The following is a 13,221-nucleotide window of genomic DNA, read 5'->3' on the forward strand; positions in this document are numbered from 1 at the left end:
CATGCTTATATTAACAAGAAAGCAGGGTGAATCTTTCCTTTTGGGAGAGAAAATCGAAATATCTGTTTCCGAAATCAATGGGGATCGGGTACGTATTGCCATTGATGCCCCAAAAGATGTAAAGATTTTGAGGAAAGAGCTGAAAGATGCAGGTGATTTTAATATGGAATCTGCATCTGCCACAAAGATTCCTACTGCTGAAACCCTTTCCAGCATTGCAAATCTGGCAAGTAAACTGAAAGAAAAAAAGTAAAAATAAAGTTTTAGTTTTGCCTTTTCCAAAGGGGCAAAACTTTTTTATTTTTTTTTAAAATTTTCAAAAAAAGCTTAAGTTTCTACATGAAAATACGATATAATGTACATGAAGATATCAAGCTTGGTTGCGTACGAACCAGGCATGGAATCTAAAAACAATTGGTTATTTTAAGGGTATAAAAAATTAATAAGTCTGTAAAAAGGATTTATGATTTAAAACCCAAGAAGCTTGTCCGATTTTAAATCGGACAAGATGTAAGAGCAAAGGACTGCTCGAATATATTTCAAGGAGGAAAATAAAATGAGAATACAACATAACATAGCTGCACAAAACTCCTACAGACAGTTAGGAGGAAACAATTCAGCACTAAGCAAAAACTTAGAAAAGTTATCATCAGGTTACAGAATCAACAGAGCTGGTGACGATGCTGCCGGATTAGCAATTTCAGAAAAAATGAGAGCACAGATTACAGGTCTTCAGAAGGCTTCTGACAATGCTAACGATGGTATCTCCCTTGCACAGACTGCTGAAGGTGCTTTAACAGAAGTACACAGCATGCTGAACAGAATGACTGAACTAGCTACTCAGTCCGCAAATGGTACTTATGACGATACAACAGACAGATCCAATCTTCAGAAAGAAGTTGACTCTCTGGTATCTGAAATCGACAGAATCGCTGAATCCACAAACTTCAATGGAATCAACCTTCTGGATGGTTCTCTTGGTGGCGGAACAGTTAAGAGCACAGGCACTGAACTGACTGGTAAAAATGTATCAACATTTACAGCAGCTTCTGTATCTGGTGCAAAAGTCACCGCAGATTTAACAAATTGCTTAGCTGCTTCCGTTGATACTTTCGATGTTGATGGTCAGACATTAAAAATTGACTGGTCACAAGGTGACGCTAAAAAGTTATATGACTCTATTGGATCTACTTGCATGACTAACATCACTAAAGAAGGCGCTGCTGAATTAGCTGATAAATTACAGTCTTTATTAAATGACCAAATGAAGTCTCAAGGACTTAGTGGTAGTATTAAAGTTTCATCAAATGGAACTGCTGGAGCAAACGTTCAATTCCAACTTTCAAGTGCAAATTCAACAGCTTCTTCAACTATAGGATATACTGGTAGTCAACAGCCTGGTCCTACTGGTGGTGCCCTTGCTGCTGGTAAAATGTCCTTAGGCTCTGCAATGTTTGGTAATGGCGTTGACGGAACAGCGCATACCGCTACTGCTGGTAAGACATTCAGTAATACTGTTACAACTGCTGATAAATTTACTATGACCGTAAATGGCACTGAAGTAAGTGTTACTTCTCCTGGTGTTACTAGAGGAACTGACATGGATACTGCTGCTACTTCTCTTCAGACTTCTATTCGTGACGCTGTTAAATCATATAACACTGCAATGGGCTATACAAGTACTAGTAAAGAATATGTTGATGATCAAAAATTCACAGTTACTGCTGATAAGAGCGGTGGTTTTAACGTTAAATATGAAGGTGAAAATGCTGATAAAGTTGACTTCAAATTCTCAGAGAAATCTGAAAATGGTATTACCGGAACTGCTGCAAGCTTGTTAGGTCTATCAGGGGGTAAATCATCTGACACTACTAGTGGATCAGGATTGACTCTTCAGGTTGGTGATACTGCTGCCGATTATCAAAAGGTAACCGTTTCTGTAGGAAACATGAATGCTTACTCTCTAGGCATCAAAGGAATTGACATTAGTAAGCAGGACGGTGCACAGGCTGCAATTGGTAAAATCAAATCTGCTATAAATTCTGTATCTGCTACAAGAGGTGACCTTGGTGCAGTACAGAACAGACTTGAACACACAATCAACAACTTGGGTGTAACAGAAGAAAACATGACATCTGCTGAATCTCGTATCAGAGACGTTGATATGGCTAAAGAAATGATGCAGTATACTAAGAATAACATCTTAGTACAGGCTTCCCAGTCTATGCTAGCTCAGGCTAACCAGCTACCTCAGGGTGTTCTTCAGTTATTAAAATAGCTAGTTAATTTAAAGCTAATTGGACAAATTAATCCAATTAAACTTATTTAGGGCGGGCAATATGCCCGCCCTTTTAACATATACATATATTTTATTTTTATCAAAATTGGAGGTTAACTTTAATGATTAAAAAAACTGCTGCATATATGCTAGCTACAAATCCTGATATAGTCTTATATCCTCCTATAGTATCAGATGAAAATACTGATTATTACGTACTAACTGATTTAGATTCATTTAAATCAGATTTTTGGCAAATAAAGACTGTTGAAAATCTTATAGAATTAGAAGATTCCATCAAATCTAATCCTGGGAAGTATCTTGGATTATATGATGAATATATATATATAAAAAAAGATGAAATAATTACTGGCAAGCTATCTGAAAATAAAGATTCTATTGCGTCAATTCCTTCAATAGAAAATTTACTTCCCCCGAACTTCCCCTTAATTACACCTGAAACTAAAGATTTCTCTTCAAATCCTTTTTATAATGATGGAAAATATAACGGTTACCCTTTGTTACTTTCCATTTGCCTTCTTGTCAGCAATCGTCGTGATACTTTGTGCAAGTGTTTAGAAAGCCTAAGACCTTTTCTGGAAGAATTAGATTGTGAGATAATAGCGGTAGATAGTAGCAATGATGGAAGTACTAATATTGCAATACAGTATGGTGCTAAAATTATTCCTTTTACCTGGATCGATGATTTTGCAGCAGCACGTAACGCTGCCTTACATGAAGCAAAGGGTGCTTGGATTTTATCCATTGATGATGATGAATGGTTTGATAATCCATCTGAAATCATTGACTTCTTTAAGTCAGATCAATGGAAACAATGTGATACAGCCTTTTATAAAGTAAGAAATTATACTAAAGACAATGGAACCACGTTTGGTGATTGCTATGTTCAAAGAATGGCAAAGAATCATCCTCAGCTTCACTATTTATACCCAGTCCATGAAGCCTTTGATTTTTCATTCCTAAAAGACAAACCGTATTCTAAAACTTTCAATAGTTTTGTACATCACTATGGTTATGCATATTCCACCACTGAAGATAAGGAAAGAAAGATTTACAGGAATATCTCTGGAATCTATGCTGCACTACAATCATATCCTTTTGATTTAAGACAACATCAGCAATTATGCAATGAATTAACTATAATACGCAATTATTCTGCTGCTACAGTTTATGCATTTAAATCGTTATCCTTGTGTAAACTACAAGAAAAATATAATCCTATAGAAGCATTACATTGGAAAAGAATTGCAATAATCTTTCTTTATACGATTGCACAACTCTCAAACGATAATAAGTTAATTATTAAAGTACAAGATTTAACTGATTTGAATGAATATAATTCTTTCCAACTAGCTACCATCCATTACTATTTAGCAGTAAACAGCTTTAATAATTCATCTTATAAAGAGGTTTGCTATTATGCACAGAAATATTATACTTTTAGAAAGCAATATCTGAATTCAGCTGATAAAAGTAGTCAATCCTTATCTATTTTTACTGATTTGGTAGAACCTGCAGATAAGCAAGTATTACTTATTATTTATCATGCTTACGCTTCTTTGCAAGTTAGAGATGAAAAAACTGTTGAAAAGCTGTTAGCACAAATTAATTATGATATCATTGAGCCAAATGTTTTCCCAATTCTGTTTAATATATACAGTGGGCTCTCTGAAGAAGTTTTTATGAGTCATTTTCCAAAATTAAATCAGAAAATGTTAAAGTACTTATATCACTATGCTAAAGACTTATATCTTAATGCGAGACAAGGCGATGGGATAAACTCACTTTCAAAACTAGATAGAAAACTAGTATCTGCTGGATGTTTTGTTGACAATCTATATGTTAGGCTAATCCATTTGTATGCAAATCCTTCCAGACCGGACAGCTATCAATGGTTTTTAAAAGAAAAATGCCAAAGGCACCTACATATTCAGGATATTGCCATTTGTGGAGTAAAAAATGGAGATATATTGCTGGATATCTTAGATTATTTTAACTTTGAAGATATACAACTCTCTCTACGTAGTTTAGATTTATTAGATGCAATAGAACTAAGCAATATAATAGAAGTCTCTACAAAATATATTACAAATAACGGCTTATCTAATTTAACTAAAAAGGAACTTGTATTATTATCCGGTATATTAGAGAAATTGTTATTTAATAATCAGGTAAATGCTATAAATAAAGATTCACAAGATTTTAGGAAATATTTTTATATATACATAAACCTTATACATCTTTGGTCTTTATGTAACTATAACGAGAATATGTTTTTAGAAGACAATTTTAGCATGCTTCCTTCTACAATAAGAGGATCTTATTATATAATGAAAGCCCTTAACGCAAAAGATTCTGGTGAAAGACAAACTTTCATTGATAATTTAAAACAAGCAGTTATAGAATGCCCTATATTTGATAATGGAGTGAAGCTTCTAATATCCGAGCTTAAAACATTACCTACTAAAGAAGTTTCTAAACAAAAAACAGAATTTGAAATTTTAGGAGAACAATTAAAAGAAACTGCAAAACAGTTGATTGATGAAGGCAACCTTCACGAAGCCCAAAACATTCTGTTACAGCTTTCTAAACTGCTTCCTAATGACAAAGAAATACAAGATCTATTATTGAACTTTGAGGCTTCATATTTGCAAAATTAAATGCCCTTACGAGCAAAAAGGGAGGCTTACCACAAATCTCCCTTTTGTTATTGTTTTTTGACTATATAAATGCATCTAGAGTTCTTTCTAAAGCTTCCATGAAGAAGTCAATCTCATCTCGAGTAATGCAATATCCGGGTAAAAGTCGTACAGTCCTACCATAATTGGTACACTGTATAATAATATTATTTCTCAATGCTTCCTTGCAGAACCTTTCACTTTGCTCTTCAGCTTGGAATCTATCCATACCATCTATATTTAGATAAAAGCCACACATTAATCCTATCCCATGTGGAGAACGCATAAATGTCATATATTTTCTGGATAACTCCTCAAGTCTTTTAAGCAAATATTGCCCATCCTCTTGAATTTTTCTCAGTATATTATTTGCCTTGATTTCATCTATTGCATATGAAATCAGTGCTGCTGCAAATGGTTCATTTTGATGAGAACTAAAGTGATGCATGGTGAATTTGTCTTTAGGTATAGTATTGCCATTGAAAATAACCATAGATACAGGTAACCCTAGTCCAATTGATTTAGCACATACGAGCATGTCAGGTATACAATCAATCTGTTGATAATAAAACCAACTTCCGGTTCTTGCAAATCCTGTTTGGCATTCATCAAATATAAGGTAAATCTCATTTTCATCACAAATTCTGCGTATTTCTCTCCAATATTCTTTTGGAGGCAAATACATTCCACCAGATGAAACTATAGGCTCAAATAAGGCTGCCGCAATAATATCTTTATTTTCCTTTACAATTCCTTCAAATTCCTTTACATAAGGCATTATATCTGTTTTACTATTATTTTCGGATATAGGTGGTGCAGCAACTGCGAAAGAATTTTTAACCTGAGGTTTTACCCACTTTCTGGATATTGAGTATCCCTCTGTACCATGTGTTAACCCATGATAACCACAATCAAAACTTATGATACCAGGTTTGTTTCCACTCATATTTTTGGCATATCTGAGTGCGCACTCATTTGCCTCACTGCCGGTAGATAGTATAATACTTCTCCCATTCATTTCAGGACAAATATCGTGAATTTTTTTTGCAGTTATAAGCATTTCATCATTAATTGTATTAGTATTCAAATGCATTAAATTTTTCGCAGTTCTATAAATCATTTCTGCGGCTTTTTCATCAGAATGGCCGAATATTGCACAAAACTGTCCACAATTAAAATCTAAATATTTGTTTCCGTCAATATCATATACATAACATCCTTTTCCGCTATTGATAATCGGTCCAGTGTAGTCTAACACTGGAGCTAAATAATCGTAGCATTGCAGTAATTCTTTTTTATTCATACTTTCCTCCGTCAATAGCATATACAACAGATTCTATTGATGCTGGCGAATGATGCCTAAAATATAATTTATAGTTTGGATTTAACTCTAATATTTTCTTAGGAATGTCAATGTAATCTTGTAAGGAATGGTATACACAAATTGCTAATTTAGGTCTATCTTTCTCAATAATTTTTCTGCTTCCCCAAAGGGCTTTCATTTCTGACCCTTCCACATCCAGTGCTATCAAATCCACCTTACCAAAAACCTCGTCATCTAACTTAACTGTTTTTATGGATGTTAAATCCTGATTCGCCATCACACCGTTTATATTTTTATCATTAATTACTTTTGCACTTAACTCAACCGATGAATCAAAACTTAAAACTGTTCTTTCATCATACAAAGCGTAGTTATGTATAAAAACATTCTCCTTATCTTTGTATCTCTTTTGAAGTCTTTCAGCAAAAGGGGCATTGGGTTCAAAGCCATGTATTATCGCATTCGAATTGCTCTTTAAAGCCCTATCTATATGTTTTCCATCATAAGCACCTGCATATACAACAACTTCACCGTCTTTAAGATGCCCTATCAAATCATTATCCCAGTAAGCATTTTGAGTATATACTGGCAAAAAATTAAAGGATGACTCTAAAAGCAATTTAAAATATCTAACATAATGATCTTTGGATTTAGTGTCCTCAAATAATTCACTTATATCTCTAAGTTTTTCCTTATTATTCTTAATAAAAAAATAAGTTTGTAGCTGTACCAACGTAATAATGCAATAATAGTGCTTTTGATATTTAAGCATTAAATCACTCATAATAGAGTAGGGCAAAGCAGAACTAATGACAATCACGCAATCTTCTACCGTTTCCGCTGCCATCTTTTCTGGGGGTTCCACAACAACTCCAGCTACTTTTTCTCCCCATAAGCTTTTATTGTTGTCACACACATATGCAGGAAATGGGAGTCTTTTTTTTGTGTAGCAATATTCCTTAATAAACTCTGCAAAGAACCCCCCGCGCCAAAGCAAATCCATTTTTTGTTTCTCTTAGATATGTCTAAAACAATTTCTTCAATTAAATTTAAGGTGTTACGATTATACATATACAAATCCTTTCCATTTCTATTTAACTGTGGCATACAAAACAGTTTCCATTGAAAAATCCTCATGCGTTCTTAGATAAAACTTATATTCAGGAACTAATTTTTGTAAGATTAGTGGAATTTCCCAAATATCTGATATAAAGTGATATATACAAATCGCCAAATCAGGTTTATACCTTGTAATAAGATGCTTTGCCCCTTCTATCGCAGTTATTTCTGCTCCCTCTATATCCATTTTAATCATAGACACATCACATTTAAGTACATCATCCAAACGTACCACTTGCACTTTTGACTCTCCATTTTCTGCAATATTTCCACCCATTGTAGTTGGCGTAGAAAAAGACATAAAAGCATTTTCATTTCCAACTGCACATGGAACCAAAAATATTTCATTAATTCTTTCTCTGTAATCATCCGCTACTTTTGCTAACAATTCAAAATTAGATTTTTCTGGTTCAAAAGCAATATATTTGTCACAATCATAAAATTCCATAAGCTTTTTTAATGAGTCTCCATCATATGCCCCAATATCCACAAACTTATAGTATCCTTTAGAAAAAGGTACATTAACATTAAAATATTGCACAGTCCCTTCGCTTTTTATGGTATTTTCATAATCTGCATAATAATGTGCCGATATATTTTTATAATATATCTCATTACTATGCTGATCCTCAAAACAAACTGCTGCTTTCAAAAGCTTCTCTTTATTTTCTATATCACGCATTGATGAATGTTTGCATGTAGAAATATGCGGCATTATCAAACTATATGCGCTAATAATATTGGTATATCCTAAGCTTTTTAAATACCGCACAATTTGATCCTTGCCTATTATATGCGTATTTATCGCAAGCGCTACAACTAATCCTCTCTTTTGAATATTAGAAAAGACATGATTTTCAACCTTGTATACAGGCTTATCAAATACAAATTTTCCATATGTAGCATTTCTATCTAAAAAGCAAATGACATTAAGTCCTAAGTTCTTCATCTCAATATATACTTTTCTTCCTATAGATCCTGCACCATATATAGCAATTTGATATTTACGGAAATTATCAATACATTTATACTGTTCCGTTTCTTCGCTTAATATATCTTCCATGCATTCCAATAATTGTATTTTATTCATATTTTAGTTATTCTCTTTCTTTAACTCTTCTAAGGAGTTTTACTTTAACCTCTTTTGTTTTCAAATAATAAATTGGATATTGTCCTCTAATGTCTTTTCTGTCAATGCTTCCTCTATTTATGTATACCACTTCAAGAGTTCTTCTCGTTTATCATCTATGCAATCTCTTGATTGTAGGCAAAAACTTGGTGCAGTACACCTTCTACAGATTTTATGTGTAAATCTTTCCCCTTTAAGCTGCATTCTTCTAAAAGCATTCATTCTATCGCTTTTCCACAAATCTACTATATTATTATAATTAACATTACCTAATAAACTTTCCTCTCCTAATCTTACTGTACAAATCTCTATATCACCATTTACCTCTAGATTTAAGGAATAAAATGGTAATGGGCAACAAATTACATCGTATTGTATTTTTTCTCCCATCATATTTATGATATTTTCAAAATCTTCTTGTTTAGGGTCACGTGCTGGTATCTCATGTTCGATTGAAATCTCATCACATACATTTCCAAATATATTAAAAAAATCCTCTTTTCTGTTCTTTATCATTGTATCTAAAATTTTTATAAATACCTTGCATTGTTTTTTATGTTCATAAAAATGTTTTATATTTGCTAAAAACTTTTCCATATTTAAATTATATCCACAAACATCCCTATATTCTGCATCTGTTAATCCCTGTATTGAAATTCTAAGTACATCAAGCCCTGCATCAATAAGGTCCAAATTAAATTCTGGATTCAACATGGATCCATTTGTTATAATTTTTGTTGATAATACAACGTTAGACTTTTTCGCATATCTCACCATACGAGGCAATTCTGGATTTAAAGTAGGCTCTCCTATTTTTGCAAACATTAATGATTTTAATGGTCTATTAAATCCTTTCACATCATCTATAAGTTTCTTAAAAGTATCAAATGATAGCATATTGCTAGTTTTATATTTTTCAGGATCTACCTGCCTATAACAATACTTACACTTAAAATTACAAGCACTACTTGGTTCTACTTGTATAGACAAAGGGGTATCTAGTGGCACTATATCTGCTAAAGTTAATCTTTCATTCTCCCCCAAGTTGTTAATTTTGCATTCATTTCATTCCCTCTTTTCACTAGTTTTTCTATTTTTCAGCTATTTACATAAGCAAATTAGGTAATTTTCTATTTCTAATTTTTTAGTGGTTTCAACAAGGTCTTTCGATAAATTTGCAGTTTTCAGTATCCCTTTTAATGCTTCCTCAATATCCCCTTCTACATTCATCATTTCAGGTGACAATCTGTATGAAGTTATACCTATAATCTTTGCGCATTCAATTAATTCTTCAGGTTCAATATTTAAAAACATATTATCATCAATGAACTTGTTGCCCCCTAATATTTGCACAAACTTACTAATGTTATTAACATTTTTTAATTTTATAAGAATCTGTCCACCTGGTTTCGCAAATTCAATTAAACGTTGCATTAACTTTACTGGTTGCGCATATAGATTTATCGGCTCACCTAAAACTATATAATCAAAGCTATTTGGAATAAAGTGTTCAAATATATAATCAATCCTATCACAAAACACATTTTGCCCGCAAATGGTTTGTAAATCAGTAAAATATTTAGCTTGTGTACAAAATCCAAAACTATAGCTTTCCATAATGCCCTGCATACATAGTTTATTTCTAATTTCCAAGATAGGCGTTCCCATCCTAACATCAACACCAAGTATTCTGGGTATTATTTTATTTCTAACATCTACAGATAACATAGCTATTAAATTTCTCTCATAATTGTTTACATCGTCCCATGCATCTAGCCCATGATACTTATCCCTATAATTGTTTCTACCTATATTCAAAGATTTTTGAAATTCTTCTGGATCCTTATCCTCCATATTTCTAAAATCATGATCATGATGAACAAAGGAATCTTCACATAAAATTAATTTATAGCCCGCACGTCTTACTCTAATACAAAAATCATCTTCACTAAAATCATGGAAAAAACCGTAATCAAAAGTGCCAACTAAATCTAATATTTCTCTTTTAAATACATTAATTATGTCAATTACCCGCATTCGTTCTTTCCATCTAAAAGGGTTTGAGACATTGTTCTTTTCTGCAAAATCTTGAATTTCATTTACATTTTTAAACTTTATATCAAACTCTTGTAAGTTACTTACATTTGTAGACATTGGAACCGCAAATCCAATTTTGTCATCAGATTCATAGCATTTAATTATATTGCTAAGCCAGTTCGCAGTAACAACTATATCATTTGCTAATGTAACCAAATATTTCCCTCTATAAATTTTTAACAATTGAGAAAAAGGCATATCTGCTCCAATATTTTTAGTTATCTTAATTATTTTTTTGTTTTCATATGGAACACTTTGCAAGTATTCAAAAGTGCCATCTGAGCTACCATTATCAATCAAAATCAGTTCATAGTCGATGTCTTGTGTATATTTTAATACTGATTCAATGCATCGTTTACTTTTTAGCAAACGATTATAACATAATATTACAATGCTTGCAGTCAGATTTTCCTGGCCTCTTCTGCAATGAACAATATTTTTTCTAGCTACATACAAATCATTCTCTGCTTTTGGCGCTATAAAGTGTTCAGTATTAATAATTATAGGCTCCACTAAATAACTCATTACACGTCTCTCCTCTCAAGTAATGAAATAATCCTATCTGAATCAGAATCTAACACATCTTCACAAGTCATTGTAGTCAAATATACTGAGCAAATACTGCATTCATCCTGCACAATACTATGCCCTTTTAAAAGCCTTATTCTCAGTTGATTAAATTTTTCGCCACTCCATATTTTATAAATATCATCTGTGCAGACGTTGCCCATTACTATTTGTACATCTTCAACACAACAAGGTGTGATATTTCCCTCGGTATCAATATTTATGGTGTAGAAAGGTTGTGCACATATTTCAGATTGTACCCTGTGATTTCCCTTTATAGCTTTACTAAAACTACTGGCTGGCGTCAATGCTGTATAATCAATATCATCCACAATAGGTTGAAGACTTTCAATTGCTATACAATCAGATATGTTGGAAAATAAATTTAAAAATACTTGTTCTCTTTCTTCATTCACCATATAATCTAAAATTTTTATTTTCACATAAACCTGCTTAGAATTCTCGTAAAAATATTTAATTTCTTGATAATATTTATTAAAATCAACTTTTGTAGATGTATATTGAACAAAATCTTCGTTTGACAAGCCGTTTACTGAAATTCTCAAATTTGTCAATCCTGCTGCAACAATTGCATCTGACATTTCGTGTGTTAATAATGAGCCATTTGTTACAATTTCAATATTTTCTGCTACCTGGGATTTAGAGGCATATTTAATCATCTCAATAATATCTTTGTGAAGTAATGGTTCTCCAAATCCTGCCAAAATAATTTTTCGTATAGGCTTTCTAAACCTTTTTAGTTGATCAATAGCCTTTTTATAAATATTAAAATCCATTAATATTGCTTTATTAGTATTATTGTTGTTATTATTCAACGATCTTGAGCAATACTGGCACCTAAAATTACATACATTAATTAGATTAAATTGAACGGTATAAGGCTCTTCTAACGGAACAACATCCTTTAGAAATTTTCTACAACATAAGCTTCTATTTTCTAACATCATATTTCTCACAATCTTTTTTCTTAAAAAAGTTTCCCTTTAAGGAGATTATTTACATATCTATCTAGTACATCTTCTTTGTGCATATCATACAAATATAAATTACATTTCTGGCATACATCTGTTGCATTTTTAACACCATGTAAAAGATTTCTTCTGAATTCATTAAACTTTTCTCCATTCCAGATTCTTTCTATATTTTTTTCTTTAATATTTCCAAGGACTGCTGGGTATTTCATCGAACAGCACGGTACTACATTTCCATCTGGATTTACCTGCATCAGATAAAATGGTTGAGGACATATTTCAGTATAAATCATTTCTGCCTCATTATGCGGTTTATCAAGCTTCTCTTTGCCAGATAACTTTTTATAGTTAATTTCTTCGATTGTAGGAGTCAGATGTTCTATTGCTATTTCATCGCAAATATCTAAAAAATAATTATAAAATTTTTCTTTTTCATCTTTTGTATCAACCATATAATCGATAATTTTTATATAAAGCTTGGTATTCCCTCTGTTCTCGTAAAAATAACTAATATTTTCTACCATCTTTTCAAAGTCAATAGGTTGCCCTGTATTTTTTAGATATTGTTCTTTAGACAAACCATTTATGGAAAGTCTTAGCTTTGATAACCCTGCTTCTATAAGCGCATCTGATAGCTGCCTAGTAAGAAGTGTACCATTTGAGACAATATCTATACTCTGTGCGATTTCAGCTTGTTTTGCGTATTCAACCATTCTGGCAATGTCTTTATGTATAAGAGGTTCTCCTATAGCTGCAAATCTCAGCATTTTTAACTTATTTTTAAAAGACTTCATCTGATCTATACATTTTTTATATAATTCAAAGTCCATATATACTACATCCGAAATATTGCCTCTTTCTTTTTTATCTAAAGCATGAATGCAATAACCACATTTCAAATTACACGCATAAGCTGGAAATATCTGTACGATAAATGGAGTGTCAAGAGGAAGCACAGCACCAAGTTCTATTCTCTGTCCTCCCGGGGTAGGATCCTTTAATGTTTTGTCCTGCAT

General features: G+C 32.4%; 10 protein-coding genes. 3 read left to right on the forward strand and 7 right to left on the reverse strand.

What is annotated here, in order from left to right:
- The first annotated feature begins 1 nt into the window (after position 1).
- From Ami3637_RS05660 to Ami3637_RS05670, 3 genes are all read left to right on the forward strand, one after another.
- Positions 2-253, forward strand: a complete 252-nt coding sequence (locus tag Ami3637_RS05660) for a carbon storage regulator (protein ID WP_162361710.1) — start codon at positions 2-4, stop codon at positions 251-253.
- A gap of 303 nt (positions 254-556) precedes the next feature.
- Positions 557-2,278 carry a flagellin N-terminal helical domain-containing protein gene (locus Ami3637_RS05665; protein WP_162361711.1) on the forward strand — a complete coding sequence of 574 codons (1,722 nt, stop codon included), beginning with the start codon at positions 557-559 and terminating at the stop codon, positions 2,276-2,278.
- Between the two features lie 122 nt (positions 2,279-2,400).
- The gene (locus Ami3637_RS05670) at positions 2,401-4,959 is read left to right on the forward strand and encodes a glycosyltransferase (protein ID WP_162361712.1); all 2,559 of its coding nucleotides are present in this window, start codon (positions 2,401-2,403) and stop codon (positions 4,957-4,959) included.
- 61 nt (positions 4,960-5,020) lie between these two features.
- Here the strand turns inward: Ami3637_RS05670 and Ami3637_RS05675 are convergent, their stop codons facing one another.
- The 7 genes from Ami3637_RS05675 to Ami3637_RS05705 all read right to left on the reverse strand — a co-directional run bounded on the left by Ami3637_RS05675 (position 5,021) and on the right by Ami3637_RS05705 (position 13,221).
- Positions 5,021-6,280 (reverse strand): class-III pyridoxal-phosphate-dependent aminotransferase, encoded by a 1,260-nt coding sequence (locus tag Ami3637_RS05675; protein ID WP_162361713.1) that lies wholly within the window; start codon positions 6,278-6,280, stop codon positions 5,021-5,023.
- Positions 6,273-7,304: an FkbM family methyltransferase gene (locus Ami3637_RS05680; protein WP_162361714.1), complete on the reverse strand. Its 1,032-nt coding sequence runs from the start codon at positions 7,302-7,304 to the stop codon at positions 6,273-6,275. The genes Ami3637_RS05675 and Ami3637_RS05680 overlap by 8 nt, the downstream gene beginning before the upstream one ends.
- Before the next feature lie 87 nt (positions 7,305-7,391).
- Complete coding sequence (locus Ami3637_RS05685; RefSeq protein ID WP_162361715.1) at positions 7,392-8,510, reverse strand: FkbM family methyltransferase; 1,119 nt, start codon at positions 8,508-8,510, stop codon at positions 7,392-7,394.
- A 117-nt stretch (positions 8,511-8,627) separates the two neighbouring features.
- Positions 8,628-9,593, reverse strand: a complete 966-nt coding sequence (locus Ami3637_RS05690) for a radical SAM/SPASM domain-containing protein (protein ID WP_162361716.1) — start codon at positions 9,591-9,593, stop codon at positions 8,628-8,630.
- Positions 9,594-9,650: 57 nt separating this feature from the next.
- The gene (locus Ami3637_RS05695) at positions 9,651-11,171 is read right to left on the reverse strand and encodes a glycosyltransferase family 2 protein (protein ID WP_162361717.1); all 1,521 of its coding nucleotides are present in this window, start codon (positions 11,169-11,171) and stop codon (positions 9,651-9,653) included.
- Complete coding sequence (locus tag Ami3637_RS05700; protein WP_162361718.1) at positions 11,171-12,181, reverse strand: radical SAM/SPASM domain-containing protein; 1,011 nt, start codon at positions 12,179-12,181, stop codon at positions 11,171-11,173. The genes Ami3637_RS05695 and Ami3637_RS05700 overlap by 1 nt, the downstream gene beginning before the upstream one ends.
- A 20-nt stretch (positions 12,182-12,201) precedes the next feature.
- Positions 12,202-13,221 (reverse strand): radical SAM/SPASM domain-containing protein, encoded by a 1,020-nt coding sequence (locus Ami3637_RS05705; protein WP_162361719.1) that lies wholly within the window; start codon positions 13,219-13,221, stop codon positions 12,202-12,204.

The organism is Aminipila terrae (assembly GCF_010120715.1).
Classification (GTDB): Bacteria; Bacillota; Clostridia; order Peptostreptococcales; family Anaerovoracaceae; genus Aminipila; species Aminipila terrae.